Here is a 26,452-nt window from a genome sequence, read left to right as displayed (position 1 = left end):
CCGGGCAAGCGGAGTGCGGTCCTCTGATTGTCAGTGCCGCGTGCGAGGGTGGAGATCACTGGGGGACGCACCACCAAGAAGGGGGGCCGCCGCATGGGCTGGCACCGGGAGCTGCTGATCGGCTTCGACCTGGAGACGACCGGCACGGATCCGCACGAGGCACGCATCGTCACGGGGGCCGTGATCGAGGTCAGGGACAGGGAGCCGATGGGCCGCCGGGAATGGCTGGCGGACCCCGGGGTGGAGATCCCCCCGGACGCGGTCGCGGTGCACGGCATCAGCAGCGAACGCGCGGCGAGCGAGGGCAGACCGGCCGACCAGGTCGCCGACGCCATCGCCGACGTCCTCGTGACGTACTGGGACACGGGCGTCCCGGTCGTCGCCTACAACGCGGCCTTCGACCTCACGCTGCTCTCCGCCGAGCTGCGCCGCCACGGCCTGCCGTCCCTGCGCGACCGCCTCGGCGGCCGGGACCCGGCACCCGTCATCGACCCGTACACCATCGACCGCTGGGCCGACCGCTACCGCCGCGGCAAACGCAACCTCGAAGCGGTCTGCGCCGAGTACGGCATCGCCCTCGGCACCGCCCACGACGCCTCCTCCGACGCCCTGGCCGCGGCCCGCCTGGCCTGCGCGATAGCCGACCGCCACCAGAAGGTCGCCGGCCTCGGAGCGGCGGACCTGCACCGCCGCCAAATAGAGTGGTACGCCCAATGGGCAGCGGACTTCCAGACGTTCCTGCGCCGCAAGGGAGACGAAACGGCAACGGTCGACGGCGCGTGGCCGTTCCGGGAGCTTACGGGGAGCGGGGCGAAAGGGTAGGGAAGGGCGGGCCGGGGTTCCCGCCTGTTCCGCTGCGACCCCGTGAGCCGCTGGTCCGCCGCGCGTGATGCTCCGGGCAGTTCTCAGAACGGATACCACCGCACCGCGGAATCCCCGTCCCGCAAAGACGCCACCCTCCGCTCGAACTCCGCCCGGGCCTTCGGGTTGGTGGCCGCGTGCTGGGCCACCCAGGCGCAGCTCGCCGTTTCGCGGGCTCCCCGCAGGACCGCGCAGCCGTCCCACTCCCGTACGTCCCAGCCGTAGGTCCGGACGAAGGACTCGTACGCCTCGGGGGGCAGCCCGTACCGGTCGCGGGACAGGGCCATCACCACCAGGTCGTGCTCCCGCAGGTCCGTGGAGAACGTCTCCAGGTCGACCAGGACCGGCCCGTCCGGACCCACGTGGACGTTGCGCGGCAGCGCGTCCCCGTGCATCGGGCCGCGCGGCAGGCGCGGGGTCAGCGCGGCGGCGGCCGAGGCGAAGCCGTCACGGCGTTCACGCAGGTACGCCGCATCGGCGGGGTCGATCGCGTCACCCGCCAGCCGCAGCCACCGCTCGACACCGCCCAGCAGATCGCGGGGCGGCAGGGGGAAGGGAGGGAAGGGCAGGGCATGGACCAGGCGGAGCAGTTCGGCCAGGTCCCGGGGTTCGGCCGGGCGTACCGGGTCGGGCAGGCGGTGCCACACGGTCACCGGGTGCCCCTCCACGAGCAGGGCCTCGGGCCGCGCCGCCCGCACCGCCGGAACCCCGGTCTCGGCGAGCCAGCCGGCGACGGCCAGTTCGCGCCGGGCCCGGTGCAGGAGTTCGGCGTCGCGGCCCACCTTGACGACCAGGTCACCGGCGGCGAACACCGCGTTCTCGCCCAGGGCGAGCAGTCGCGCGTCCCGTGCCGCGCCGGGCAGTACGTCCGCCGCGGCCAGTACGTCCCGCGCCCGCGCCTCGTCCATCGTCGTCCGCCTCCGCTCCGGTCCACCGTCGGTCCTCGCTACCCGGCGAGATCCGGCCATCCTCCGCCAGTTTCCCATTCGCACAGGTCGGGCGGTGTAGGCGGCGGCTCGGCGAGGCAGACCGCCTTCACCACCACGACCACGACCAGGCACTGCGGGCCGCGCGAAAGGGCTGATGACGTGACATCGGTGACCGAGGTGAGGAGACCGGCGCGCGGCGCGCCCGGCAGCAGACCCAGGGCCCTCGACCACGGCGCCTGGTTCCTGGTGCTGCCCGCCCTGATCCCGATCCTCGTGCTCAGCGTCGGGCCGCTGCTGTACGGGATCCTGCTGGCGTTCACCGACGCCCAGTCGGGCCGCACCGCGCCCACCCAGTGGATCGGCGGCCTCAACTTCCGTGACCTGCTGCACGACACGCTGTTCTGGGAGTCGTTCCGGATCGGGCTGGTGTGGGCCGTCGCAGTGACCGTCCCGCAGTTCCTGCTCGCCCTCGGCCTCGCCCTGCTGCTCAACCAGAACCTGCGGATGCGCTGGCCGGCCCGCGCCCTGGCGATCGTCCCCTGGGCGATGCCCGAGGTCGTCGTCGGCATCATGTGGCGCCTGGTCTACAACCCGGACGCCGGAATCCTCAACGAGACCCTGCGCACCACCGGCCTCGGCGACGGCCGGGACTGGCTCAGCGGGCTGGGGACCGCCCTGCCCGCCGTCATCGTCGTCGGCATCTGGGCGGGCATGCCGCAGACCACGGTCGCCCTGCTCGCCGGCCTGCAGAACACCCCGCGCGAACTCCACGAGGCCGCCGCGGTCGACGGCGCCGGGGCCTGGCGCCGCTTCCGCACGGTCACCTGGCCCGCCGTCCGGCCGGTGGCCCTCGCCATCACCGCGCTCAACCTCATCTGGAACGTCAACTCCTTCGCCCTGGTCTACGTCCTGACCAGCGGCGGCCCCGGCGGACGCACCCGGCTGCCCATGCTGTTCGCGTACGAGGAGGCCTTCCGCTACGGCCAGTTCGGGTACGCGGCGGCGATGGGCTGCGTCATGGTCGCCGTGGTCTCGGTGCTCCTGGCCGTGTTCCTCGCCGGCCGGCTCAGGGGAGGTGACGACACGTGAGGACCGGACCCGCGGCGCGCACCGGCCAGTACGCGGCCCTGCTCGCCTATCTCGTGTTCCTGGCGTTCCCGTTCCTGTGGCTGGTCTCGACGGCGTTCAAACCGCCGCGCGAACTGGCCGACCTGCACCCCACCTGGATCCCGAAGGACCCCACCCTCGCCAACTTCCGGCAGGCCTTCGACGAACAGCCGCTGCTGCACGCCGCGTTCAACTCCCTGCTCGCCGCGCTGGCGGCAGCCGTGATCGCAGTGCTGATCGCCACGCCGATGGCGTACGTCATGGCCCGGCACCGCACCCGGCTGGCGAAGGCGGCGACCGGGTGGGTGGTCGTCAGCCAGGCCTTCCCGTTCGTCCTGCTGATCATCCCGCTGTTCCTGGTGCTGAAGAGTCTGCGGCTGATCAACTCGGTGCCGGGGCTCGTGCTGGTGTACGTGGTGTGGGCGCTGCCGTTCGCGCTGTGGATGCTCACCGGATACGTCCGGGCCGTGCCGCGCGAGCTGGAGGAGGCGGCGGCGGTCGACGGGGCCGGGCGGCTGCGGACCCTGGTGTCGGTCACGGCGCCGCTGCTCGCGCCGGGCATCGTGGCGACGGCGCTGTTCGCGTTCATCACCGCGTGGAACGAGTTCTTCTTCGCGCTGGTGCTGCTGAAAACACCGGAGAAGCAGACGCTGCCGGTCGTGCTGACGCACTTCATCGGCGCCGAGGGCGTCGCCGACCTCGGGCCGCTGGCCGCGGCGGCCTTCCTCGCGACACTGCCGTCCCTGGTGGTGTTCGCGCTCATCCAGCGCAGGATCACGGGCGGCATGCTCACCGGGGCGGTGAAAAGCTGATGCGCACCAGATGGATCGCGGCGGCCGTGGCCGTCCTGCTGCTCCTCGCGGGCTGCTCCTCCGGCGGCGCGCGGGACGACGGCCGGGTCACCCTGCGCTTCCAGTCCCTGGCCTGGCAGCAGGAGTCCGTGGAGGCCACCAAGCAACTGGTCGAGGAGTGGAACGCGGCCCACCCCGACGTGCGCGTCGAGTACGTCCAGGGCAGCTGGGACAGCGTCCACGACCAGCTCCTCACCTCCTTCGAGGGCGGCGAGGCGCCCGACATCATCCACGACGCCTCCGACGACCTCGCTGACTTCGCCCACGGCGGCCACCTCGCCGACCTGACCGGGCTGCTGCCCGACCGGCTCGTGTCGGACATCCCGCAGCGCAGCTGGGAGACGACGACCTTCGGGGACGGCGTCTACGGCGTGCCGTTCCTCCAGGAGCCGCGCGTACTGATCGCCAACGCCACGTGGCTGAAGAAGTCCGGTGTCCGCATTCCCACCCCCGAACGCCCCTGGAGCTGGGAGGAGTTCCGGCAGGTCACCGAGCGGCTGAGCGGCGACGGGAAGTACGGCGTGGCCTGGCCGCTCAAGGAGCCCGTGTCCGCCACGCTCAACCTGTCGCTGTCCGCGGGCGGCAAGCTGTTCCACCGCGGGGCCGACGGCAAGGTCACCGTCCGCTTCGGACCGGGCGACCAGGTGGTGCCGCGCACCATCCACGACCAGGCCAACACCGACCGCAGCGCCTCGCCGACGACGCTCGGCAGCGGCGGCTCGGACACCCTGCCCGGCTTCTTCGGCGGCCGGTACGCCATGGTCCCCCTCGGCTTCTCCTACCGCCAGCAGATCGTGCAGCAGGCACCGAAGGGCTTCGACTGGCAGGTCCTGCCCGCGCCGGCCGGCGCGGACGGACTCACCCAGGGCGTCAGCCCGCAGACCCTGTCCATCGCCGAGGACAGCCCGCACAAGCGGCAGGCCGCCCGCTTCATCGACTTCCTGCTGCAACCCCGCAACATGGTGCGCCTGGCCCTCGGCGACTGGATGCTGCCCACGGGAACGCGGGCGCTGAAGGACCCGGCGCTGCGCACGCCCGAACACGGCTGGGCCACCGGCACCGCCCTCGCCGGACACCTCAGCCCGGCCCCGGCACAGTCCGTGCGGGGATACCCCGAGTGGAAGGACAAGGTGGCCACGCCCGCGTTCCAGGAGTACTACAGCGGCGCCATCGGCCTCGGCGAGCTGCGCGAGCGCCTGGAGGAGGACGGCAATCTGGTCCTCGCCCGCTACCAGAGATGACCGTCGCCCCCGATCGGAGCTGATCCCTGCTCCCCACCTAAACACATTGCACGAGACGTATCGTCTCGCCTAGGGTCACCGGCATGACCAGTGCCGCGCACATCGCCATGTTCTCCATCGCCGCCCACGGCCACGTGAACCCGAGTCTCGAGGTGATCCGCGAACTCGTGGCGCGCGGACACCGGGTCACGTACGCCGTCCCGCCCGCGTTCGCCGACAAGGTCGCCGCCACCGGCGCCGAGGTGAAGCCCTGGAACTCCACGCTGCCGTCGCCCGACGACGACCCGGCGGCGTGGGGGACGACCCTGCTCGACCACGTGGAGCCGTTCCTCGACGACGCCGTCCAGGCGCTGCCGCAGCTCGCCGAGGCCTACCGGGGCGACGAGCCCGACCTCGTGCTGCACGACATCACCTCCTACCCGGCCCGCGTCCTCGCCCACCGCTGGGGCGTGCCCGCCGTCTCGCTCTCACCGAACCTCGTCGCCTGGGAGGGCTACGAGCAGGAGGTCGCCGAACCGATGTGGCAGGAGCCGAGGCAGACCGAACGGGGCAGGGCCTACTACGCCCGCTTCGAGGCCTGGCTCGCGGAGAACGGGATCACCCTGGACCCCGACCGGTTCACCGGCCGCCCGGCCCGCTCGATCGTGCTGATCCCCAGGGCGCTCCAGCCGAACGCCGACCGGGTGGACGACCGCGTCCACAGCTTCGTCGGCGCCTGCCAGGGCGACCGCGGCGGCGAGGGCGACTGGCAGCGGCCCGCCGACGCCGAGAAGGTCGTCCTCGTGTCGCTGGGCTCCACCTTCACCCGGCAGCCGGACTTCTACCGGGAGTGCCTGAAGGCCTTCGGCGCGCTGCCCGGCTGGCACCTGGTCCTCCAGGCCGGCCGGCACCTCGACCCGGCCGGGCTCGGGGTCATCCCGGTCAACGCCGAAGTCCACTCGTGGGTGCCGCAGTTGGCCGTCCTGCGGCAGGCCGACCTGTTCGTCACCCACGCGGGCGCGGGCGGCAGCCAAGAGGGCCTGGCCACGGCCACGCCGATGATCGCCGTACCGCAGGCCGTGGACCAGTTCGGCAACGCCGACATGCTCCAGGCGCTCGGCGTCGCCCGGCACGTCCCGCTGGCCGAGGCGACGGCGGACACCCTGCGCTCCACCGCCCTCGCGCTGGTGGACGACCCGGAGGTGGCCCGCCGCCTGAAGGACATCCGGGCGGAGATGGCGCGGGAGGGCGGCACGCGGCGGGCGGCCGACCTGATCGAGACGGAACTGCCGACGGCGCGCCCGTGACCGAGGGCAGGGCCCGCCGACTCCCAGGGAGTCGGCGGGCCCTGCCGCGTGGCCTGAGGATCAGACCCCTACCGGCTCGTACTCCCCCTCGTCGTCCCGCGCCGCAGGGGCGGCCACCGCCGCCGGCGGCGGCGGCTCGTCGTGCGTGAGGTCCGGCAGGCGGTTGAGCCACTTCGGGAAGTACCAGTTGCGCTCGCCCAGCAGCGCCATCACCGCCGGGAGCAGCACGCCCCGGATGATCGTCGCGTCGATCAGGACCGCGGCGGCGAGGCCCACGCCCATCTGCTTCATCGACTGCATGGACAGCGTCCCGAAGATCGCGAACACGGCGACCATGATGACCGCGGCGCTGGTGACGACCCCGGCCGTGGTGACCACGCCGTGCTGGATCGCGTCCGCCGTCGTCCGGCCCCGCAGCCGCGCCTCGCGGATCCGGGACACCACGAACACGTGGTAGTCCATCGACAGGCCGAACAGGATCACGAAGAGGAACAGCGGCAGCCAGGTGACGATCGCGCCGACGCCCTCCGCGCCCACCAGGGACGCGCCCCAGCCGTGCTGGAAGACGGCGACGAGGATGCCGTACGCGGCGCCCACCGACAGCAGGTTCAGCACGATCGACGTGACCGCGACCGTCAGCGAGCGGAACGACAGCAGCATCAGCAGGAAGGCGAACACCACGACGAACACGAAGACCGGGACGACGGAGCCGACCAGTTGCTCGTTGAAGTCGTGGGAGCCCGCGACCTGGCCGGTGATCGGCGCCTCGACACCGTCCACCTTGCCCAGCGTGGCCGGCCGCACCTCGTCGCGCAGTTTCTCCAGGCTCGCGCCCGCCGTGTCCTGGTCGGAGCCGCCGACCAGCGGGACGTAGACGAAGGCGACGTTCTGCTCGTCGTGCAGCTTGATCTCGACCGGGCCGCGGGAGGCACCCGAACTGATCGCCCGCTCCTTGAAGTCGGCCAGCGCGCCCTTGACCTCCGGCGCGTTGATGTCGTCCGCCTTGACGACCACCTCGGCGGGCTCCGAGCCGCCCGGGAAGGCGTCGTTGACCCGGTTGTACGTCTGCACGATGGGCAGCGAGTCCCCGAACTCCTGGTCCAGGGTGAGGTTCTGGGTCTTCATGCCGACCGCGGGGGCCGCGATGGCCAGCAGCGCCCCGGCTGCGACGACGACCGAGACCACCGGGCGGGCGAGCACCCGCTTCAGCACGGCCGTCCAGAACCGGCTCTCGGCGCTGCCGCCGCCGTGCGCCTTGTTGCGGCGGCGCAGGAACGGGATGCGGCCCTTCTCGACGCGCTCGCCGAGCAGCGACAGCAGCGCGGGCAGCACGGTCACGGAGCCGACCATGGCGACCGCCACCACCATCAGCGAGGCCAGGCCCATCGCCTCGAACTCGGCGAGACCGGTGAACAGCATGCCCGCCATCGCCACGCACACCGTGACACCCGAGACGACGATGGCCCGGCCGCTGGTCGCGGCGGCGATCTGCAGGGCGGTCTGCGCGTCCCGGCCCGCCGCCCGCTCCTCGCGCTCCCGGCGCAGATAGAACAGGCAGTAGTCGACGCCGACGGCCAGACCCACCAGCAGCATCACGGAGTTGGCGGTGTCGCTCATCGGCATCACATGGCTGACGACGCCCATCAGGCCCATCGTCGCCATGATCGCGGTGATGGCCAGGGCCACCGGGAGCAGCGCCGCCACCAGCGCGCCGAAGGCGATGAGCAGAATGCCGAGGGCCACCGGCACCGCGGAGTACTCGGCCTTCCGGAAGTCGTCCCCGAACGCGTCGTCGAACGTCTTCATCATGCTGGCGCCGCCGATCTCCTCGATCCGCAGCGCCTCGTGGTCCTTCTGGACGTTCTCCACGGCCTTCAGCACCGGCTCGACGCGCTCCCCGGCGGTGTCCGACTCGCCGCGCATGTCGAACTGCACCAGCGCGCTGCGGCCGTCCTCGGAGATCGTGCCCGTGTCGTAGGGCGAGGTGACGTCCGTGACCTCACCGGTTGCCTCCACGGCGCGGACGACCGCGGTCACGGCCGACCGGAACCCCGCGTCCGTGGCCTTCAGGGAGCCGTCCTTCGCCTGGATCAGCACCGTCTCACCGGCCGGCTCGTCGATCCCGGCGTCCTCGATGATCGCGGCGGCCGTGTGCGTCTCCCCGGACAACTGGTCGCTGTCCTTGACGTCGACGCGGCCCGCCGCCGAGCCGAGGCCCATCGCCAGGACGACGAACAGCACCCATATCCCGACGGCCGCCCATCGGTGCCGGGCGCTCCAGCCGCCGGCCCGCGCGGCGAGCCCTCTCACCCGTCTGTCTCCGTTCGCCATGCCGGGCCTGCCCCCTCGTGTGCGGCGACGGCCCCCTGCCGTCCCCTTCCGCTTCGACGCTATGGGCCCGACAGGGCCGTCTCGTCGTGCTGCCCGGTGACGTACCGCGGGCCCGGGTCATCCCCTCGGACCCCGGGAACTCCGCACTGGGGAGGACAGTGGCCCCTTACATCTACCGGGCGCCGTCGGGGAGGACGATCAGGGTGTTCCGGCCGCCGTACCCGCCTGCACGGGCCGCGGCGGCCGTCCTAAGGTGTGCGGATGACGACGACGTACGCGGCACTGCTGCGCGGAATCAACGTGGGTGGCAAGAAGGTCCCGATGGCCGACCTGCGCGCCGTCCTGGAAGGCCTCGGTCACGACGGCGTGCGCACCTACCTGCAGAGCGGGCAGGCCGTGTTCACGTCCGGCCGCGGCGACGAGGAGGCGCTGGCGGCCGGGATCACGCGGGCCCTGGAGCGGCACTTCGGCTTCCGGATCGACGTCCTCGTGCGCGACCACGCCTATCTGAAGGCGGTCGCCGAGGCCTGCCCGTTCCCCGCGGCCGACCTGGAGGGCCGGCAGCTGCACGTCACCTACTTCTCGGAGCCCGTCGACGCGGCGCGCTTCGCGGAGATCGACCGGGCCGCCTTCCTCCCCGAGGAGTTCCGGCTCGGCGACCGCGCGCTGTACCTGTACGTCCCGGACGGCCTCGGCCGCTCCCGGCTCGCCGAACACCTGTCCAAGCCCCGCGTCACCAGGGGCCTGATCGCCACGACCCGGAACTGGAACACCGTCCTGAAGCTCGTGGAGCTGACCGGTGACTGAGGACGACGAGGCCGTGGCCGCCGCCGTGGAGGGCGAACTGGCGCTGCTCGGCCCGGAGGTCCGAAGCTCGCGGCGGCGCGTGGACGCCCTGCTGCACCCGCAGTTCCGGGAGTTCGGCGCGTCCGGCCGGATCTGGGACCGGGCCTCGATCATGGCGGTGATGGAGTCGGCGGAGCCCGGCGGCCCGCCGATCGTCGCCTCCGGCATGCGGGGCGTCCGGCTGGCCCCCGACCTCGTCCACCTGACCTTCGACACGGACGCCGGTGGCCGCCGCGCCCGCCGCAGTTCACTGTGGCGCCGCACGGGTCAGGGCTGGCGGCTGTACTTCCACCAGGGGACGCCCTGCGAAGCCCGGGAAGGCCACGAAGCCCGGGAAGGCCACGAAGGCGAGGAACGGGACGGCTGACCGCTCAGGCGCTCGCCGCCGCAGCCAGCGGCAACCGCGCCCCGTCGTACCGCTCCAGCACCACCCGCGCCACCTCGGGCGCCGGACCGAGAACGCCCCCCAGCACGTCCGCCCCGGCCGCGCCCCGCGCGATGCGGTCCGGGAGGCGGCCGGGGGCCAGGACGTACGGGGCGACGGCGACGCGTTCGCAGCCGAGGGCGCGCAGTTCGCGTACCGCGTCCTCGGTGCGGGGCAGGGATGCGGAGGCGAACGCAGGCCGCACGGCACGCCAACCGGTGTGCCGCCACTCCCGCGCGATGTCAGCGATCACTGCGATCGCCTCCGGGTCGGTGGACCCCGCCGAGGCCAGCACGACCCCGGTCGAGGACTTGGCGGCGGGCGTCAGGCCCGCCTCGTACAGGCGCCGCTCCAGCGCCGACAGCAGCAGCGGGGACGGGCCGAGGACGTCCGCCTGGCGGATCCGCAGCCGCGGCGGCGCGTCCGCGAGGACGGCCGGGATGTCGGCCTTCGCGTGGAAGGCGCGGGTCAGCAGCAGGGGGAGCGCGACGACGTCGCGGACGCCCTGCGCGTCCAGCGACTCCAGGACGCCCCGCACGGACGGCACGTTGAAGTCGAGGAAACCGGTCTCCACCCGCAGCCCCGGACGCAGCGCCCGCACCCGCCGCACCAGGGCGTGCACGGTCGCGGCGTGCCGCGGGTCGCGGCTGCCGTGGGCGATGACCAGCAGGACCGGTTCGCTCATGACGTGCCTCAGCTCTTGACCATCAGGCCGCGGCTGCGCAGCACCCAGCGCTCCAGCGGGCTGAAGATCAGCAGGTCGATGGCGATGCCGACGATCAGGATGAGCAGGATCGCCTCGAACACCATGGCCATGTCGGAGGCGTTGCGGCCGTTCTCCAGCAACTGGCCCAGACCGACGCCGAGGTCGGGGAAGGACGCGATGATCTCGGCGGCCATCAGGGACCGCCAGGAGAACGCCCAGCCCTGCTTCAGACCGGCCACATAGCCGGGCAGCGCGGCCGGCAGGGTGATGTGCCAGGTGCCCCGCAGACCGGTGGCGCCCAGCGTGCGGCCCGCCCGCAGGAACAGCGGCGGCACCTGGTCGACACCCGACACCAGGCCGTTGGCGATGGACGGAACCGCGCCGAGCAGGATCACCGCGTACATCATCGAGTTGTTCAGGCCCAGCCAGATCACGGCCGGCGGCACCCACGCCACCGACGGCAGCGACTGCAGGCCGGACAGGATCGGTCCGATGGCCGCGCGCACGAACTTCACGCGCGCCACGATCAGGCCCAGCGGCGTGCCGATGGCCAGCGCGAACAGGAAGCCGAGCAGACCGCGCGAGACGCTCGTCCAGATGTAGCCGAGCAGCTCGCCCTGGAGCCAGGCGTCCCGGACCACGTGCCACACGTCGGCCGGGGCGGGCAGCTTCGACGGGTCGTCGACGACCTTGAAGGAGACCAGGCCCTGCCACACCACCAGCACCAGCACCAGGGCGGTGACCGGCGGCAGGACCTTCTCCTTGAGGGTCTGCCGGAACGGCTTGCGGCCCTGCTGCACCGTCTCCAGTGCGTCCAGGCCCGCCTCCAGGCCGGCGAGATCGCTCCCGCCGTCGTGCGCGGTCGTCGTGTCAGTGCTGGCCATGTCGGCGGATCTCCCCCCGCAGTTCTTCGGTGATCTCGACGGACAGCTCCGCGACCGCGGTGTCCTCGATGCGGCGCGGCTGCGGGATGCCGACGGTCCACTGGCGCGCGATGCGTCCCGGGCGGGACGACAGCAGCACCACCCGCTGCGCGAGGCGGACGGCCTCGCGCACGTTGTGCGTGACGAACAGGACGGACAGCTGCGTCTCGCGCCAGATCCGGGTCAGCTCGTCGTGCAGCACGTCGCGGGTGATCGCGTCGAGCGCCGCGAACGGCTCGTCCATCAGCAGCAGCCTGCTCTCCTGGGCGAGCGCCCGCGCCAGCGCGACCCGCTGGCGCATACCGCCGGACAGCTCGTGCACCCGCTTGCCGTACGCGCCCTTGAGCCGGACGAGTTCCAGCAGCTCCTCGGCGCGCTCGCGCCGCTCCGCCTTGGGAACGCCCCGCAGCCGCAGGGCGAGTTCGATGTTCTTGCCCGCGGTCAGCCACGGGAAGAGGGCGTGCTCCTGGAACATCAGCGCCGGCCGGCCGTCCGTCGTGATCGTGCCGGCGCTCGGCCGGTCCAGGCCCGCCACCAGGTTCAGCAGCGTGGACTTGCCGCAGCCCGAGGCCCCCAGGAGGGTGACGAACTCGCCGGGCGCGACATCGAGGGTGATGTCGTCCAGCACGAGCTGCTGCCCGGCGGGGCCCGCGAACGACTTGGATACGTGCTCGATCCGGGCGGCGTGCGTGACCGCCTCGGTGCCGTCGGCGGCCTTGGCGAGGGTCGTGGCCATGGTCGTCACCTCCTGGGGACTCATCGGGATCCGGACTCAGCCGACGCCGAGATCGGCGTCGTCGACCTTGCTTCCGCCTTCGGCCGCGAGGACCTTGTTCAAGAGGGTGAGGTCGTAGATGCCCTTCAGGTCGGGCTTCTCCAGCAGGCCCGCCTTGACGGCGTGTTCCGCCTGGGTGCCGAGCGTGGCGGCCAGCGGGTCGTCGGTGAACCGGATCGACTTCCACGCCGGGTCCAGGACCTCGGCGGGCAGCGCCTTGCCCGAGTCGATCTCCAGCTGCGCGTTGGCCACCGTCTTCGCCTCGTCCGGGTGGGCGTTGATCCACTTGTTGGTCCGCACGGAGGCCGTCAGCACGGCCTCGACCGCCTTCGGGTGCTCCTTGAGGAACTTCTGCGACACGATGATGTTCGTGATCACGAACTTCTCGTCCGGCCACAGCGTCGCCTCGTCGAGGAGGACCTTGCCGCCCTCGGCGACCAGCCTCGACGCGGTCGGCTCCGGCACCCAGGCGCCGTCGACCGACCCGGCCTTGTAGGCGTCCGGGGTGACCTTGTTGTCGCTGCGGACGACCGTGACGTCGCCCTTGCCGCTCGCCGCGTCGACCTTCCAGCCCTGCCCGGCCGCCCAGTTGAGGAACGCCACGTCCTGCGTGTTGCCGTGCTGCGGCGTGGCGATCCGCTTGCCCTCGACGTCCTTGAGGGACTTGATCTTCTCCGGGTTGACCACGAGCTTCACGCCGCCCGACGCGGAACCGCCGATGATCCTGAGGTTCTTGCCGAGGGACTTGGTGTAGCCGTTGATCGCCGGGGACGGGCCGATCCAGCCGATGTCGATGGAGCCAGCGTTGAGCGCCTCGATCTCGGAGGGCCCGGCGTTGAAGGTGGCGTACTTCGCCTCGGTGGCGCCCAGCTCCTCCTGGAAGAAGCCCTTCTGGCGGGCGACGAGGGCGGTGCCGTGGGTCAGGTTGCCGAAGTACCCGATCCTCACGGAGTCGAGGCCGTCGATCTTCTCCGCCCCGGCGGCGACCTTCGCGGTGTCGTCGTCCTTGGCCTCGGAGCCGTATCCGCAGGCGGCGAGGGTGAGAAGGGGGAGCGCGGCGATCACCGCCAGGGCGCGGCGGACGGCTTGGGTGGCAGGCACGGGAGGTGTTCCTCTCGTTGGCCCGGCGGTCACGGTCTCTCAGGTCGTGGCCGGGAGGTCGGCAGGTCGGGTTCTACGGCGGTGGGGGGTGAGGGCGCGCGAGCGGTGCGCGTACGTCAGCGCACACATCGGGCCACTCCGCCCTGCCCGCTGCCCAGAGCGCCTCCCCCAGACTTCGTCCGGGGGTACCCCCAGCCGACGCGGCCGCCCTCTTTGGCGAACGTGGAATAGACGTCGGGGGAGTTCATGGTCAGAAGTCCCACCCGTCGTCGCCCGTCTCGTCCTTGACGGGTTCCGGCGAGGCGAACGACTCTCCGACCATGCCGGCGGTCAGGGTGGTGCCGTCGTGCGGGTCGATCAGGATGAACGAGCCGGTGCGGCGGGAGTCGGCGTAGGAGTCCACGGGCAGCGGCTCGGCGGTGCGGACCTTGACCCGGCCGATGTCGTTGGCGGCGAGCTGGCCCGGGTGCGGGTGCAGGGACAGGTCGTCCAGCGTCAGCCGGGACGGGATGTCCTTGACGATCGCCTTGACCGTGCGCGTGCCGTGCTTGAGCAGCACCCGGTGGCCGACGGTGAGCGGGGCGTCCGCGACGTGGCAGACGGTCGCCTCGATGTCCTGCGTGGTCGGCGGCGCGTCCTTGCTGGGCACGATCAGGTCGCCGCGCGAGATGTCGATGTCGTCCTCCAGCAGGAGCGTCACCGACTGCGGCGTCCACGCCACGTCGACGGGCTCGCCCAGCAGGTCGATGCCGGCGATCCGCGTGGCCCGCCCGGACGGCAGGACCGTCACGGACTCGCCGACGCGGAACGTGCCCGCGGCGATCTGTCCCGCGTAGCCGCGGTAGTCGGGGTGCTCGGCGCTCTGCGGCCGGATCACGTACTGCACGGGCATCCGGGCGTGGCAGTGCGTCAGGTCGTGCGCGGCCGGCACCGTCTCCAGGTGCTCCAGCACGGTCGGCCCCGCGTACCAGTCCATGTGGGACGAGGGGTCCACGACGTTGTCGCCGGCCAGCGCCGAGATGGGGATCGCGGTGACGTCCGGGATGCCCAGCTCGGTGGCGTACGCGGTGAACTCCTCGGCGATGGCCGCGAACACCGGCTCCTGGTAGCCGACGAGGTCCATCTTGTTCACGGCGAGCACGACGTGCGGGACCCGCAGCAGCGCCGCGATGGCCGCGTGCCGGCGGGTCTGCTCCACCACGCCGTTGCGGGCGTCGACCAGGATCACCGTCAGCTCGGCGGTGGACGCACCCGTGACCATGTTCCGGGTGTACTGCACGTGGCCCGGGGTGTCGGCGAGGATGAACCGGCGGCGCGGGGTGGCGAAGTAGCGGTAGGCGACGTCGATGGTGATGCCCTGCTCGCGCTCGGCGCGCAGGCCGTCGGTGAGCAGCGCCAGGTCGGGGGTGTCCTGGCCGCGGCCTGCCGAGGCGCGCTCGACGGCCTCCAGCTGGTCCACCAGGACCGACTTGGAGTCGTGCAGCAGCCGGCCCACCAGCGTGGACTTGCCGTCGTCGACGGAGCCGGCGGTGGCGAACCGCAGCAGGGTGGTGGCCGAGAGCTCCTCGGTCGTGGTCGTGCTCATGTCTAGAAGTACCCCTCGCGCTTGCGGTCTTCCATCGCGGCCTCGGAGAGCTTGTCGTCGGCGCGGGTGGCGCCGCGCTCGGTGAGCCGGGAGGCGGCGATCTCCGTGATCACCTTCTCGATGGTGTCGGCGTCGGAGTCGACGGCGCCGGTGCAGGACATGTCGCCGACGGTGCGGTAGCGGACCTGCCGCTTCTGAACCGTCTCGCCGTCCTTCGGGCCGCCCCACTCGCCGGCCGTCAGCCACATGCCGTCCCGCCGGAAGACCTCACGCTCGTGCGCGTAGTAGATCCCGGGCAGCTCGATGTTCTCGCGGGCGATGTACTGCCACACGTCCAGCTCGGTCCAGTTGGACAGCGGGAAGACCCGGACGTGCTCACCGGGCGCGTGGCGGCCGTTGTAGAGGTTCCACAGCTCGGGGCGCTGGCGCCGCGGGTCCCACTGGGAGAACTCGTCGCGCAGCGAGAACACCCGCTCCTTCGCGCGGGCCTTCTCCTCGTCGCGGCGCCCGCCGCCGAACACCGCGTCGAACCGCTCGGCCTGGATCTTCTCCGTCAGCGGCAGGGTCTGCAGCGGGTTGCGGGTGCCGTCCGGGCGCTCCTTGAGGATGCCGCGGTCGATGTAGTCCTGCACCGACGCGACGTGCAGCCGCAGCCCGTGCCGGGCCACGGTCCGGTCGCGGTAGTCGATGACCTCGGGGAAGTTGTGCCCGGTGTCGACGTGCAGCAGCGCGAACGGCACCGGCGCCGGCGTGAACGCCTTCAGCGCCAGGTGCAGCATGACGATGGAGTCCTTGCCGCCGGAGAACAGGATCACCGGCTTCTCGAACTCGCCCGCCACCTCGCGGAAGATGTGCACCGCCTCGGACTCGAGGGCGTCGAGGTGGGAGAGCGCGTACGGGCTGCCCGTCTCCTCGGAGATGCTCGCGACGGTCGTCGTCATGCCAGTCCCCTTTCACTGAGCAGGGCATGGACCGCCGCGGCGGACTCCTGGACGGTCTGGTGCTGCGACTCGATGCGCAGATCGGGCGACTCGGGTTCCTCGTACGGGTCGTCGACCCCGGTGAGCCCCGTCAGCTCACCCGCGGCCTGCTTGGCGTACAGGCCCTTCACGTCCCGCTCGCTGCACACCTCGACCGGGGTCGCCACGTGCACCTCCAGGTAGCCGGTGCCGTTGGCCTGGTGACGCTTGCGGACCGCCTCGCGGCTGTCGGCGTACGGCGCGATCACCGGGACCAGGACCGTGACGCCGTTGCGGGCGAGCAGTTCGGCGACGAAGCCGATGCGCTGCACGTTGGTGTGCCGGTCCTCGCGGCTGAAGCCGAGGCCCGCCGAGATGAACTCGCGGATCTCGTCGCCGTCGAGCACCTCGACGCGGCGGCCCTCCTCGCGCAGCCGCCCGGCCAGCTCGTACGCGATGGTGGTCTTGCCGGCGCTCGGCAGACCCGTGAGCCAGACGGTGGCTCCGGTCGTCACGTCGGTCTCCTGAATCGTCGTCGTCATCCGTGCAGCCCGCACTCGGTCTTGGCGCGGCCCGCCCAGCGGCCGGCGCGCGCGTCCTCGCCCGCCAGGACCCGGCGGGTGCAGGGGGCGCAGCCGACGGAGGCGTAGCCGTCCGTCAGCAGGGGGTTGGTGAGCACGCCGTGCTCGGTGACGTAGGCGTCCACGTCGTCCTGCGTCCAGCGGGCGATGGGGGAGATCTTGACCTTCTGCCGCTTGTCGTCCCAGCCGACGACCGGGGTGTTCGCCCGGGTCTCGGACTCGTCGCGGCGCAGGCCGGTCGCCCAGGCGAGGTAGCCCTTCAGGCCCTCCTCCAGCGGCCGCACCTTGCGCAGCTTGCAGCACAGGTCGGGGTCGCGGTCGTGCAGCTTCGGGCCGTACTCGGCGTCCTGCTCGGCGACCGTCTGGCGCGGGGTGAGCGTGATGACGTTGACGTCCATCACGGCGTCGACCGCGTCCCGGGTGCCGATGGTCTCCTCGAAGTGGTAGCCGGTGTCGAGGAACACCACGTCGACGCCGGGCATCGCGCGGGAGGCCAGGTGGGCGACCACCGCGTCCTCCATCGAGGACGTCACGCAGAACCGCTTGCCGAACGTCCTGGCCGCCCACTGGAGGATCTCCAGCGCGGAGGCGTCCTCCAGGTCGCGGCCCGCCTGCTCGGCCAGCGCCTTGAGCTCCTCGGCCGTGCGTTCTTCCTGAGTCACCGTCATATCCGCTGTGCCCCTCCCGAGTCGGGTCGCCGAAGTCCCTGGGCCAGCAGCCCGCGGAACGTCAACTGAAAGGCTCGATTGCACGCCGCGCATTCCCAGGCGCCGTGGCCCTCCGCGCCGGGACGCAGGTCCTCGTCGCCGCAGTAGGGGCAGTAGAAGGGCGCCGCACGCTCGCTCATGACAGCGACTCCTCGCCGGCCCGCGCCGCCCAGGCGGCGAACCGCTCGCCCTCTTCGCGCTCCGCCTGGAACCTCTTGAGCACGCGCTCCACGTAGTCCGGCAGGCCCTCGGCGGTGACCTTCAGACCGCGCACCTTGCGGCCGAAGCCGGCCTCCAGGCCGAGCGCGCCGCCCAGGTGCACCTGGTAGCCCTCGACCTGCTCGCCCCGGTCGTTGACGACCAGCTGGCCCTTGAGACCGATGTCCGCCACCTGGATACGGGCGCAGGCGTTCGGGCAGCCGTTGAGGTTGATGGTGATCGGCTCGTCGAAGTCCGGGATGCGGCGTTCGAGTTCGTCGATGAGCGAGGAGCCGCGCGCCTTCGTCTCGACGATGGCGAGCTTGCAGTACTCGATGCCGGTGCAGGCCATCGTGCCGCGTCGGAACGGGGACGGCCGGGCGGTGAGGTCCAGCGCCTCCAGGGCCTCGACCAGCGACTCGACCTGCGGCTCCTCGACGTCGAGGATGATCATCTTCTGCTCGACGGTGGTCCGCACCCGGCCCGAGCCGTGCGCCTCCGCGAGGTCGGCGATCTTCGTCAGGGTGGTGCCGTCGACGCGGCCGACGCGCGGGGCGAAGCCGACGTAGAAGCGGCCGTCGCGCTGGCGGTGCACGCCGACGTGGTCGCGCCAGCGCTCCACGGGCTGCGCGGGCGCCGGTCCGTCGGTCAGCTTCCGCTTGAGGTACTCGTCCTCCAGCACCTGGCGGAACTTCTCCGGGCCCCAGTCGGCGACCAGGAACTTCAGCCGGGCGCGGGTGCGCAGCCGCCGGTAGCCGTAGTCGCGGAAGATGGCGACGACGCCCTCGTGGACGTCCGGGACCTCGTCCAGCGGCACCCAGGCGCCGAGCCGCACGCCGATCTTGGGGTTGGTGGACAGGCCGCCGCCGACCCACACGTCGAAGCCGGGGCCGTGCTCGGGGTGGACCACGCCGACGAACGCGACGTCGTTGATCTCGTGCGCCACGTCCAGCAGCGGCGAGCCGGAGACCGCCGTCTTGAACTTGCGCGGCAGGTTCGAGTAGGCCGGGTTGCCGATGACCCGGCGGTGGATCTCCTCGATGGCCGGGGTGCCGTCGATGATCTCGTCCTCGGCGATGCCGGCCACCGGCGAACCGATGATCACGCGGGGCGTGTCCCCGCAGGCCTCGGTGGTGGACAGGCCGACCGCCTCCAGGCGGTTCCAGATCTCGGGCACGTCCTCGATCCGGATCCAGTGGTACTGGACGTTCTGCCGGTCGGTGATGTCGGCGGTGCCGCGCGCGAACTCCTGCGAGATCTCGCCGATCACGCGCAGCTGCCGGGTGGTGAGCCGGCCGCCGTCGATCCGGACGCGCAGCATGAAGTACTTGTCGTCCAGCTCCTCCGGCTCCAGTACGGCCGTCTTGCCGCCGTCGATGCCGGGCTTGCGCTGGGTGTAGAGCCCCCACCAGCGCATGCGGCCGCGCAGGTCGTTCGGGTCGATCGAGTCGAATCCGCGCTTGGAGTAGATCGTCTCAATGCGTGTCCGCACATTGAGACCGTCGTCGTCCTTCTTGAACTGCTCGTTGCCGTTGAGCGGGGTGAAGTGCCCCGCGGCCCACTGACCCTCACCGCGGTGACGGCTCACCTTGCGGCGGGGAGTCGCGGCGGCAGGGTTCTGCGGGGTGGCGGCCATGGTGGATACGTCCTTCGGGACAGCGGGGAAAGAGGCTGTGACCTGCGCACGGGCGCGCATGGGCACAGGTGCGCTTCCTTGCGCGGGGATGAGGCGGAAAGAACTGTCGGCGCTGCTGGAACCCGTGACCCGAAGGGCCGGGGCGGTGCGTCAGCGCGCCGGACAGATGGCGCTGGACATGCGGCCGAGGTCGACGTGCCGCCGACTCACCAAGGCGATCCCAGTTCCAGACATGACGGAAGCGTGTCACGGCGATCTGGACACAGTCCAGCTTCGTCCGACATTCGGACATCCTTGTCTCGAACAATGAGACATGGGTGTTGTTGGTCACATGCGGTGCGAGCGGTCTTGTCGGCGCAGGTCAGGCCGGGTAGGCGCCCGGCCACGGGCCCGGACTGGGACCGTCCGCTTCTTCTTCGACCTTGGTGTCGAACAGCTTGAAGCCGCGGCGCTGGTAGTTCGCCATCGCGTGCTCGCCGTCCTTGCTGCACGTGTGCAGCCACACCCGCTTCGTCGCCGCCAGCCCCGGCCAGCGGTCCGCCAGGTCCCACGCGCGCGCGGTGCCGTACGACAGCAGGTGCCCGCCGATGCGGCGGCCCCGGAAGGCGGGGATCAGGCCGAAGTAGACGATCTCCACGGCACCGTCGTCCTGCGCCTCCAGCTCCACGTACCCGGCGGGCGTGCCGCGGTCATAGGCCACCCATGTCTCGACGCCGGGCCGGTCCAGGTACTCCTGCCACCGCGCGTACGTCCAGCCCAGCCGGTCGATCCAGCGGATGTCGCCGCCGACCGACGCGTACAGGAAGCGGCTGAACTCGGGGGAGGGCACCTCGGCGCGCACGATCCGCACGTCGCTCTCGGGCGCCGGGGCCGGCAGGAGGTCACGGGGGGTGGTCTGCTCCAGGGACCAGGTGGTCACGGCGATGTTGGTCATGCCGGCCAGGGAATCATCCCGCTCGGGAATCTGTCGATCGGGGACCTCGGTGCACGCGGGCAGAGGGGTCCGGCTGGTCCCGTGGTTCGACGGCGTGCGAGGGGCAGGGGGTCCGGCTGGTCCCGTGGCTCGGCGAGCGAGGGCCGAGGGGTCCCGCTAGTCCCCTGGCTCGGCGAGCGAGGCCAGTGGGACCGCGAACAGGGTGCGGGACGACTGGGACCAGACCTCGCCCGTCGCCGTCCAGTGGGAGAGGGAGGCGGCCGGGCCGCTCCAGCAGCGGCGGGTCCGGTCCGTGCCGCAGCGGGTCGGGGCCGCGCCCCCGGTGTCCTGGCGCCACAGCGCGCCGTGGCCCTCCCCGGTGCCGGCCGGGCGGCCCAGGTACCAGGCGGCACGGTACGACAGCACGCTCTGCACGCCGGTCACCTTGCTCTCGTACGCCTCACCGGCCCGCACGTGCCCGGCCGCGTCGGTGTCCAGCAGTCCGGCGCGGGCCGGGTCGCTGCTGAACGGGTAGCGCCACAGCCGGGTGCGGCCGTCGCCGTCCGAGGGGACCCAGTCGCTCACCGCCAGGCTGTCCGGGGCGGTGCTGCGGTCCAGGGAGACACTGCCGGGCCGCGGGGCGCCGCCCCCGCCGGCCGGCCGGTAGGAGGCGACCGGCGTCATCACGTACCGGCAGCCGTGCGCGGACCGGCCGCCGGCGGCCCCGACCACGGCGCCGGGGGCGGTCCGCCGGATGCGGTCCACGTCGTACACGTACAGCGCGGTGCGGTCCGCGCGGCCCGCGGTGACGAGCAGCTTGTCCTGGTACCAGACCATCCCGGTCACCGGCGAGCCGAGGCCTCGCAGGTCCCGCCCGTCGTGGGAGGGGACGGCGAGGAGCACCCAGGTGTAGGCGAGGCGCTCGGGGTCGCCCGCGTCGACGAAGGCGACGCGGGCCGGGCCGTCGGCCGCCGGGGTGCCCCGGTCGGGGTCGCGGCCCGCGGGCGCCTCCCGGCTCCAGGCCGACAGGATCACGCGGTGGGCGCCCCAGCGGCCGTCGTCGTCGGCGTCCCCGGAGGTGGTGACCGCGCCCGGCCGCCAGCCCGCCGTGTCGGCGCCGTCCCAGCAGTAGGCGCGGGTGGCCGCCGGGGACACGGGCAGGGCCGCCCGCTCCCGGGCCGTGCAGCGGGCCCGGTCGCGCAGCGTGCGGTCGGCGTCGGCGAGGACGGTGGCCACGCCGACGGGGCGGCCCAGCGCGGCGGCGAGGCGGTCGGAAGCGGGTGCCGCCGGATGCTCCGTGAGCCGCAGCCTGCCGGTCTCGGCCGCCGAGGTGAGCGGCTTCAGGGCGCCGGGATCGCCGGCCACCGTGGCCTGCGAGGCGCTGATCATGGTCGCCGCGGCCGTCAGCGCGAGCGCGGCACCCGCCAGGGCACCGCGCAGCACCCGGCCGCGTCTGCGCCGGCGGTGTCTGCCGCGTTGCTTCATGCCGTCCTCCCGAGCCGGGTCAACTGCGCCGGGTGCTCCACCAGTTGGTCGAGGAGCAGATGGTGTGACCCGAAGACGGATGCTACGGCAGACGGCGCCGGTCGGGGACGAGACCCGGCAAATGCGCGGCGGGGCGGGGAGTGGCGGGCCGGGGTGCCGTGGCGGCGGGTGCGCGGGGGTGCGCCGGGCGTGAGGGGTCCGGGAGGTGCGGGGGACACGGGGGTGCGCCCGGCGGATGAGGTGCGAGGGTTGCGGGGGTGCGCCCGGCGCGCGAGGTCCGCGGGTGCGGGGTGGGCGGGGTGCCGGCGCGTGGGGCGCGAGGGCGGCTTCCGCCCGGAGCCCGCCGATCGCCCACGGCCCCCGCCCGCCGGACCGCCGGGCCCTCGGACGCCGGCGCCCGCCGGCTCACGGCCGCGTCACCGGCACCCGATGCCGTTCCACCCCCGGTGCCGTCGAGTGCGGCAGCAAATCGGTCAGGTCGTCCGGGAACAGGATCTCGACCTCGGCCGCGTCGCAGAAACGATACGGCCGATGCTCCAGAAACCCCCCGAGATACCGCCTGACCCGCGACATCTCGGCCCGCACCGTCACCCTGCGGGCCGGGTCGCCGAACATGTCCCCGGCGAGTTCCGACGCGCTGCGCCCCGCCGGATGCACCGCCAGCAGGAACAGCAACTCGGCGTGCCGGGGGCTCAGTTCGTGACGGAAGGAGCCCGCGCCGCCCACCACCTCCAGCGACCGGCGGCGCGGCCCGCGCAGGTCCAGCACGATCCGGGTGACCCCGTGCCGCACCGGCCGGTCCTCGACCCGCACCAGCCAGCCCCCGCCCATCGGCTCCACCGAGCACAGCCCCAGCGCCGGCAGCCACCGCATGCCCGCCGTCAGCGACTTGGGCAGCGCGACCCGGTCCGTGTACGGCATCCCGGTCACCGCCGCCGTCCAGCCGTCCCGGTCCACGACCAGCGCACGCCCCCCGATGCGGGCCAGCGCCGGAGCCGCCACCGCCCGCAGTCGCTCCAGCGAACGCGTGTGCATGTCCCGCAGCCGCGCCTCGGCGAGCTTGGCCACCGAGTCGACCCAGGCGAGCGTGGCCGGGTGCATGGTGTCCAGAGGCCCGCTCACGTCCACCACGCCGAGCAGCCGGCCGTCCCGCGGATCGGTGATGGGCGCGCCGGCACAGGTCCAGCCGGTCTGCGAGCGGGAGAAGTGCTCGGAGGCGAAGACCTGGACCGGGCGCCGGATCGCCGCGACAGTGCCCACGCCGTTGGTGCCGACGACGTCCTCCCGCCAGTCCGCGCCCACCTCGAAGCCGATCCCGTCGGCCTTGCGCAGCACCGGCGCGCTGCCCTCCCGCCACAGCACCCGGCCGTCCGCGTCGGCCACCACCATGATGTGCCGGGTGACGTCCGCGATCGACACCAGGCCCTCGCGCAGTACGGGCATCACATGGCGCAGCTCGGAGACCTCGCGCCGCCGCCGCACCTCGTCCGCGTCCAGCGGCGCGGCTCTCGACTCGCGCTCCGGGTCGAGGCCGCCGCGCAGCATCCGCTTCCAGGACTGCCCGATCACCGGGCGCGGCGGCAGCGGGGTCGGCCGGCCGGAGAGCGCCGCGGAGCGGATCTCGCTGAGTACCCGCGCCGCGCGCGTCGCGTCGACGACGGCCAGTTGGGTCACGTCCATCGGCGAGAGCGCCACTGGTCCTCCCGGTGGTAGTGCGAGGAAGAACGGCACGGAAGAGGGAGGGCGAGCCTGCCCCGGCTCCTGACTGCCGACTGCTGACTGTTTGTCTCATAGTGCCGTCCGGTGCGAACGGACGGGTCCACTCCGCTCACAGTGACCGGCAAGTTGCAACCCCCCGCAACCCTGGTGGGACCCCCTCACGGTGGTTGAAACTTGAGCGACGTCGCCCCGGGCGGCGCGCATGGCCTGAGAAGGCCGGTGCGGCGGGGGTGGTGCCGTGTCGGCGCAGCACCACCCCCGCGTCGCACCCGTACGGCGGCCCCGCGCAGGGCCCGCCGGGACCGTGCCTGCGGCCGGCTCTACGCCTCCGGCCGGGCCCGCTCCACCACGGACGCCAGGTCCAGGGTGTGCGGCAGTGTCCCGAAGGCCGCTCCGCCGTCGCCGCCCAGCCGCGCCGCGCAGAACGCGTCGGCGACCTCCGGCGGCGCGAACCGCACCAGCAGCGAGCCCTGCAGCACCAGCGCGAGCCGCTCCGCGAGCCGCCGCCCCCGCGCCTCGACACCCTCCAGGTCGGCGAGTTCCGTCAGCAGGTCCTTGATCGCCCGGTCCAGGCGGTGGTCCGCGCCACGCGCCAGGCCCACCTCCCGCAGATACGCGTCGAGGGCGCCGGGCTCCCGGCCGAGCGCCCGCAGCACGTCCAGTGCCTGCACGTTCCCGGCGCCCTCCCAGATCGAGTTCAGCGGCGACTCCCGCACCAGCCGCGGCAGCCCCGACTCCTCGACGTACCCGTTGCCGCCCAGGCACTCCGCGGCCTCGACCGCGACCGGGGCGCAGCGCTTGGTCACCCAGTACTTCGCGGCCGGGAGCGCCAGCCGCAAGAACGCCCGCTCCTGCTCACCGCCGTCGTCGTACGCGGCGGCCAGCCGCAGCGCGAGCGTGGTGGCCGCCTCCGACTCCAGCGCCAGGTCGGCGAGCACATTGCGCATCAGCGGCTTGTCGACGAGCCTCCCGCCGAACGCCTCCCGGTACGTGCAGTGGTGCACCGCCTGCGCGACGGCCTGCCGCATCAGGCCCGCCGAGCCCAGCACACAGTCCAGGCGGGTCGCCGCCACCATCCCGATGATGGTGCGCACCCCGCGCCCCTCCTCGCCGACCCGGCGCGCCCAGGTGCCGTCGAACTCGACCTCCGCGGAGGCGTTCGACCGGTTGCCCAGCTTGTCCTTCAGGCGCTGGATCAGGAACACGTTGCGCGAGCCGTGCTCCAGCACCCGCGGCACCAGGAAGCACGTCGGCCCGCCCGCCGCCCGCGCCAGCACCAGGAACGCGTCCGACATGGGCGCCGAGCAGAACCACTTGTGCCCCGTCAGCTCGTACGTGCCGTCCTCGGCGAGCGGCCGGGCGGCCGTCGTGCCGGCCCGGACGTCGCTGCCGCCCTGCTTCTCCGTCATGGCCATCCCGAACAGGGCACCCGCCTTCTGCCGGGCCGGCCTCAGCTCCCGCTCGTAGATCGTGGACGTCAGCCGCGGCTCCCACTGCGCGGCGAGCGCCGGGTCGGTGCGCAGCGCGGGCACCGCCGCGTGCGTCATCGACAGGGGGCAGCCGCTGCCGGCCTCGGCCTGCGTCCACACCAGGAACCCGGCGGCGCGCCGCACATGCCCGCCCGGCCGGGTCCACGCCGAGGTCAGGCCCGCCGACACGCCCTTGCCGAGCAGCCGGTGCCACGCGGGGTGGAAGTCGACCTCATCGAGCCGGTTGCCGTACCGGTCGTGGGTGCGCAGCACGGGCGGGTTCTCGTTGGCCTGCGTGGCCCACTCCTGCAACTGCGCCGACCCCGCCGACCGGCCCAGCGCCGACAGCTCGCCGCGCGCCTCGTCCAGGAGCGCCGGGTCCAGATGCCGTTCGACCGCCGCCGCCAGGGCCCGGTCGGCGGTGAAAACGTCGTATCCGACCAGCGGTGGAGCCTGGTTGGTCACGCTGTGGGTGCTGCCTGACATGTCTGCGAACCTACCCCTCGGCACGGCGGAGGTCACCAGAGTGACACGACGGGCCGGGCGGGGCGGACGGCGGTGGGGCGACCGGGGCGGACGGAGGCGGGCCCGGTGGATGAGCGGGGCCGCGCGCGGCGGATACCTTTAGTGCGTGCAGCCAGCAAGCGACACCCCCGACGGGCCCTCCGGGCGACTCCATCGCGCCCGCGCGCTCTACCGGAACGTCTCCAAGCGCCGGACCGCCTGGCTGCTGCTCAAGGACACCGTCAACTCCTGCATCGAGTACCGCATCCTGGGCCTGGCGGCCGAGGCCGCGTTCTTCACGCTGCTGTCCGTGCCGCCCCTGCTGCTGAGCATGATCGGCCTGCTCGGCTACGTCGACGCCTGGACCGGCGCCGACACCATCGAGAGCCTCCAGAAGAACCTCCTCGACGCCGCCCGCACCGTGCTGTCCGACCGGGGCGTCGCGCAGATCGCCGAGCCGATCCTGCACGACGTGATGAAGGGCGGCCGGCCCGACATCATCTCCCTGGGCTTCCTGTTCGCCCTGTGGTCCGGCTCGCGGGCCGTGAACGTCTTCATCGACACCATCACCGTCATGTACGGCCTCGACGGCGTCCGGGGCATCGTCAAGACCCGCCTGCTGGCCTTCCTGCTGTTCGTCGTGGCGCTGCTGATCGGCTCCGTCGCGCTGCCGCTGATGGTCGCCGGGCCCGACGCGGTCGTGCGGATCGTGCCCTGGTCGACGACCGTCGTGCAGATCCTGTACTGGCCCGTGGTGATCCTGCTGTCGATCGCCTTCCTGACCACGCTCTACCACGTGTCCGTGCCGGTGCGCTCCCCGTGGATCGAGGACGTGCCCGGCGCGCTCGTCGCCCTCGGCATGTGGGTGCTGGGCAGCTTCCTGCTGCGCATCTACCTCACCAGCACCGTCGAGGGCCCCACCATCTACGGCTCGCTCGCCGCGCCCGTCGCCGTGCTGCTGTGGATCGGCGTGTCCGCGTTCGCCGTGCTCGTCGGGGCCGCCGTCAACGCCGCGATCGACCGGGTGTGGCCGGCCGCCGCCACCGCGGCCGCCCGCGAGGCGAACGAACGGCTGCGGCAGGCGCAGGTCGCCGAGTACGTGGCACGGACGGCGGCCGGCGGAGAGGCCGACCCGGACATGCCGTCCGAGTTCCCCGAACGCTGGTCCCGCTTCCTGCCCCCCGAGGACGTCACGGCCCGCCTGCGCACCCACGCCAAGAGCGCCCCGCGACAGGGGGAGGGGCCGCCGCCCGAGGAGAAGTGAGGAAGCGCCGGGTGCGCTGCCGCACGGCAAGCGGGGACGCGGCGCCGGCCG

The 26,452-nt window shown here is 72.7% G+C and carries 24 protein-coding genes and 1 pseudogene; 8 read left to right on the top strand and 17 right to left on the bottom strand.

The features are described from left to right. The first annotated feature begins 93 nt into the window (after window positions 1-93). Entirely contained in the window at window positions 94-822 is a 729-nt protein-coding gene (locus AB0M97_RS02120; protein WP_365959024.1) for a 3'-5' exonuclease, read from the top strand. A gap of 83 nt (window positions 823-905) precedes the next feature. On the opposite strand, the gene AB0M97_RS02115 is transcribed toward AB0M97_RS02120, so the two are convergent. Further along, window positions 906-1,769 carry an aminoglycoside phosphotransferase family protein gene (locus AB0M97_RS02115; RefSeq protein ID WP_365958762.1) on the bottom strand — a complete coding sequence of 288 codons (864 nt, stop codon included), beginning with the start codon at window positions 1,767-1,769 and terminating at the stop codon, window positions 906-908. Window positions 1,770-1,949: 180 nt separating this feature from the next. Here AB0M97_RS02115 and AB0M97_RS02110 point away from each other — a divergent pair, with 180 nt between their 5' ends. The 4 genes and pseudogenes from AB0M97_RS02110 (at window position 1,950) to mgt (ending at window position 6,275) form a co-directional block, all read left to right on the top strand. Further along, complete coding sequence (locus AB0M97_RS02110) at window positions 1,950-2,879, top strand: sugar ABC transporter permease (RefSeq protein ID WP_365958761.1); 930 nt, start codon at window positions 1,950-1,952, stop codon at window positions 2,877-2,879. Then, window positions 2,876-3,709, top strand: coding sequence for a carbohydrate ABC transporter permease (locus AB0M97_RS02105; protein ID WP_365958760.1), 834 nt, complete (start codon window positions 2,876-2,878; stop codon window positions 3,707-3,709). The genes AB0M97_RS02110 and AB0M97_RS02105 overlap by 4 nt, the downstream gene beginning before the upstream one ends. After that, the gene (locus AB0M97_RS02100; RefSeq protein WP_365958759.1) at window positions 3,709-4,989 is read left to right on the top strand and encodes a sugar ABC transporter substrate-binding protein; all 1,281 of its coding nucleotides are present in this window, start codon (window positions 3,709-3,711) and stop codon (window positions 4,987-4,989) included. Before AB0M97_RS02105 ends, AB0M97_RS02100 begins: the two co-directional genes overlap by 1 nt. A 46-nt stretch (window positions 4,990-5,035) precedes the next feature. Beyond that, window positions 5,036-6,275: pseudogene (gene mgt, locus AB0M97_RS02095) on the top strand (macrolide-inactivating glycosyltransferase). A 60-nt stretch (window positions 6,276-6,335) separates the two neighbouring features. Here the strand turns inward: mgt and AB0M97_RS02090 are convergent. Beyond that, the gene (locus AB0M97_RS02090) at window positions 6,336-8,606 is read right to left on the bottom strand and encodes an MMPL family transporter (protein ID WP_365958758.1); all 2,271 of its coding nucleotides are present in this window, start codon (window positions 8,604-8,606) and stop codon (window positions 6,336-6,338) included. A 261-nt stretch (window positions 8,607-8,867) separates the two neighbouring features. Between AB0M97_RS02090 and AB0M97_RS02085 the strand changes: the two genes are divergently transcribed. Both AB0M97_RS02085 and AB0M97_RS02080 read left to right on the top strand, forming a co-directional pair. Then, window positions 8,868-9,413, top strand: a complete 546-nt coding sequence (locus AB0M97_RS02085; RefSeq protein ID WP_365958757.1) for a DUF1697 domain-containing protein — start codon at window positions 8,868-8,870, stop codon at window positions 9,411-9,413. Continuing rightward, entirely contained in the window at window positions 9,406-9,819 is a 414-nt protein-coding gene (locus AB0M97_RS02080; RefSeq protein WP_365958756.1) for a DUF4440 domain-containing protein, read from the top strand. The genes AB0M97_RS02085 and AB0M97_RS02080 overlap by 8 nt, the downstream gene beginning before the upstream one ends. 4 nt (window positions 9,820-9,823) lie before the next feature. On the opposite strand, the gene AB0M97_RS02075 is transcribed toward AB0M97_RS02080, so the two are convergent. The 15 genes from AB0M97_RS02075 to AB0M97_RS02005 form a co-directional block, all read right to left on the bottom strand. Next, window positions 9,824-10,561 carry a sirohydrochlorin chelatase gene (locus tag AB0M97_RS02075; RefSeq protein ID WP_365958755.1) on the bottom strand — a complete coding sequence of 246 codons (738 nt, stop codon included), beginning with the start codon at window positions 10,559-10,561 and terminating at the stop codon, window positions 9,824-9,826. A gap of 8 nt (window positions 10,562-10,569) precedes the next feature. Further along, window positions 10,570-11,466: an ABC transporter permease gene (locus AB0M97_RS02070; protein WP_365958754.1), complete on the bottom strand. Its 897-nt coding sequence runs from the start codon at window positions 11,464-11,466 to the stop codon at window positions 10,570-10,572. After that, the gene (locus AB0M97_RS02065; protein ID WP_365958753.1) at window positions 11,453-12,241 is read right to left on the bottom strand and encodes an ABC transporter ATP-binding protein; all 789 of its coding nucleotides are present in this window, start codon (window positions 12,239-12,241) and stop codon (window positions 11,453-11,455) included. The genes AB0M97_RS02070 and AB0M97_RS02065 overlap by 14 nt, the downstream gene beginning before the upstream one ends. A gap of 36 nt (window positions 12,242-12,277) precedes the next feature. Next, complete coding sequence (locus tag AB0M97_RS02060) at window positions 12,278-13,381, bottom strand: aliphatic sulfonate ABC transporter substrate-binding protein (protein ID WP_365958752.1); 1,104 nt, start codon at window positions 13,379-13,381, stop codon at window positions 12,278-12,280. Between the two features lie 250 nt (window positions 13,382-13,631). Continuing rightward, a complete protein-coding gene (locus AB0M97_RS02055; RefSeq protein ID WP_365958751.1) occupies window positions 13,632-14,966 on the bottom strand; it encodes a GTP-binding protein in 1,335 nt (444 codons plus the stop codon). 2 nt (window positions 14,967-14,968) lie between these two features. Further along, on the bottom strand, window positions 14,969-15,907 hold the full coding sequence (cysD, locus tag AB0M97_RS02050; RefSeq protein ID WP_365958750.1) for a sulfate adenylyltransferase subunit CysD: 939 nt from the start codon (window positions 15,905-15,907) through the stop codon (window positions 14,969-14,971). Continuing rightward, on the bottom strand, window positions 15,904-16,440 hold the full coding sequence (gene cysC / locus AB0M97_RS02045) for an adenylyl-sulfate kinase (protein ID WP_365959023.1): 537 nt from the start codon (window positions 16,438-16,440) through the stop codon (window positions 15,904-15,906). Before cysC ends, cysD begins: the two co-directional genes overlap by 4 nt. Before the next feature lie 23 nt (window positions 16,441-16,463). Then, on the bottom strand, window positions 16,464-17,174 hold the full coding sequence (locus AB0M97_RS02040) for a phosphoadenylyl-sulfate reductase (protein WP_365958749.1): 711 nt from the start codon (window positions 17,172-17,174) through the stop codon (window positions 16,464-16,466). Next, complete coding sequence (locus AB0M97_RS02035) at window positions 17,171-17,353, bottom strand: hypothetical protein (RefSeq protein WP_365958748.1); 183 nt, start codon at window positions 17,351-17,353, stop codon at window positions 17,171-17,173. The genes AB0M97_RS02040 and AB0M97_RS02035 overlap by 4 nt, the downstream gene beginning before the upstream one ends. Continuing rightward, on the bottom strand, window positions 17,350-19,047 hold the full coding sequence (locus AB0M97_RS02030) for a nitrite/sulfite reductase (protein WP_365958747.1): 1,698 nt from the start codon (window positions 19,045-19,047) through the stop codon (window positions 17,350-17,352). Before AB0M97_RS02030 ends, AB0M97_RS02035 begins: the two co-directional genes overlap by 4 nt. A gap of 150 nt (window positions 19,048-19,197) precedes the next feature. After that, entirely contained in the window at window positions 19,198-19,281 is an 84-nt protein-coding gene (locus AB0M97_RS02025; RefSeq protein ID WP_310591794.1) for a putative leader peptide, read from the bottom strand. Between the two features lie 127 nt (window positions 19,282-19,408). Then, the gene (locus tag AB0M97_RS02020; RefSeq protein ID WP_365958746.1) at window positions 19,409-19,981 is read right to left on the bottom strand and encodes a GNAT family N-acetyltransferase; all 573 of its coding nucleotides are present in this window, start codon (window positions 19,979-19,981) and stop codon (window positions 19,409-19,411) included. Window positions 19,982-20,137: 156 nt separating this feature from the next. Further along, window positions 20,138-21,445: a hypothetical protein gene (locus AB0M97_RS02015; protein ID WP_365958745.1), complete on the bottom strand. Its 1,308-nt coding sequence runs from the start codon at window positions 21,443-21,445 to the stop codon at window positions 20,138-20,140. Between the two features lie 405 nt (window positions 21,446-21,850). Beyond that, on the bottom strand, window positions 21,851-23,140 hold the full coding sequence (locus AB0M97_RS02010; protein WP_365958744.1) for a GAF domain-containing protein: 1,290 nt from the start codon (window positions 23,138-23,140) through the stop codon (window positions 21,851-21,853). A gap of 344 nt (window positions 23,141-23,484) precedes the next feature. Then, window positions 23,485-25,119 (bottom strand): acyl-CoA dehydrogenase family protein, encoded by a 1,635-nt coding sequence (locus AB0M97_RS02005; protein WP_365958743.1) that lies wholly within the window; start codon window positions 25,117-25,119, stop codon window positions 23,485-23,487. Between the two features lie 145 nt (window positions 25,120-25,264). On the opposite strand from AB0M97_RS02005, the gene AB0M97_RS02000 reads away from it, so the two are divergent. Further along, the gene (locus AB0M97_RS02000) at window positions 25,265-26,401 is read left to right on the top strand and encodes a YihY/virulence factor BrkB family protein (protein ID WP_365958742.1); all 1,137 of its coding nucleotides are present in this window, start codon (window positions 25,265-25,267) and stop codon (window positions 26,399-26,401) included. The last annotated feature ends 51 nt before the right edge of the window (window positions 26,402-26,452 follow it).

Source organism: Streptomyces sp. NPDC051207, assembly GCF_040682395.1.
Lineage (GTDB): Bacteria > Actinomycetota > Actinomycetes > Streptomycetales > Streptomycetaceae > Streptomyces.
This window is presented reverse-complemented; position numbering and strand designations above follow the sequence as displayed.

What these genes read in the sequence shown, in the direction of transcription:
- AB0M97_RS02120 (WP_365959024.1), top strand. Translation starts at nt 94, where the DNA reads ATGGGCTGGCACCGGGAGCTGCTGATCGGCTTCGACCTGGAGACGACC.
- AB0M97_RS02115 (WP_365958762.1), bottom strand. Translation starts at nt 1,769, where the DNA reads ATGGACGAGGCGCGGGCGCGGGACGTACTGGCCGCGGCGGACGTACTG.
- AB0M97_RS02100 (WP_365958759.1), top strand. Translation starts at nt 3,709, where the DNA reads ATGCGCACCAGATGGATCGCGGCGGCCGTGGCCGTCCTGCTGCTCCTC.
- AB0M97_RS02090 (WP_365958758.1), bottom strand. Translation starts at nt 8,606, where the DNA reads ATGGCGAACGGAGACAGACGGGTGAGAGGGCTCGCCGCGCGGGCCGGC.
- AB0M97_RS02085 (WP_365958757.1), top strand. Translation starts at nt 8,868, where the DNA reads ATGACGACGACGTACGCGGCACTGCTGCGCGGAATCAACGTGGGTGGC.
- AB0M97_RS02075 (WP_365958755.1), bottom strand. Translation starts at nt 10,561, where the DNA reads ATGAGCGAACCGGTCCTGCTGGTCATCGCCCACGGCAGCCGCGACCCG.
- AB0M97_RS02070 (WP_365958754.1), bottom strand. Translation starts at nt 11,466, where the DNA reads ATGGCCAGCACTGACACGACGACCGCGCACGACGGCGGGAGCGATCTC.
- AB0M97_RS02065 (WP_365958753.1), bottom strand. Translation starts at nt 12,241, where the DNA reads ATGGCCACGACCCTCGCCAAGGCCGCCGACGGCACCGAGGCGGTCACG.
- AB0M97_RS02055 (WP_365958751.1), bottom strand. Translation starts at nt 14,966, where the DNA reads ATGAGCACGACCACGACCGAGGAGCTCTCGGCCACCACCCTGCTGCGG.
- cysD (WP_365958750.1), bottom strand. Translation starts at nt 15,907, where the DNA reads ATGACGACGACCGTCGCGAGCATCTCCGAGGAGACGGGCAGCCCGTAC.
- AB0M97_RS02040 (WP_365958749.1), bottom strand. Translation starts at nt 17,174, where the DNA reads ATGACGGTGACTCAGGAAGAACGCACGGCCGAGGAGCTCAAGGCGCTG.
- AB0M97_RS02035 (WP_365958748.1), bottom strand. Translation starts at nt 17,353, where the DNA reads ATGAGCGAGCGTGCGGCGCCCTTCTACTGCCCCTACTGCGGCGACGAG.
- AB0M97_RS02030 (WP_365958747.1), bottom strand. Translation starts at nt 19,047, where the DNA reads ATGGCCGCCACCCCGCAGAACCCTGCCGCCGCGACTCCCCGCCGCAAG.
- AB0M97_RS02025 (WP_310591794.1), bottom strand. Translation starts at nt 19,281, where the DNA reads ATGTCTGGAACTGGGATCGCCTTGGTGAGTCGGCGGCACGTCGACCTC.
- AB0M97_RS02020 (WP_365958746.1), bottom strand. Translation starts at nt 19,981, where the DNA reads ATGACCAACATCGCCGTGACCACCTGGTCCCTGGAGCAGACCACCCCC.
- AB0M97_RS02015 (WP_365958745.1), bottom strand. Translation starts at nt 21,445, where the DNA reads ATGAAGCAACGCGGCAGACACCGCCGGCGCAGACGCGGCCGGGTGCTG.
- AB0M97_RS02005 (WP_365958743.1), bottom strand. Translation starts at nt 25,119, where the DNA reads ATGTCAGGCAGCACCCACAGCGTGACCAACCAGGCTCCACCGCTGGTC.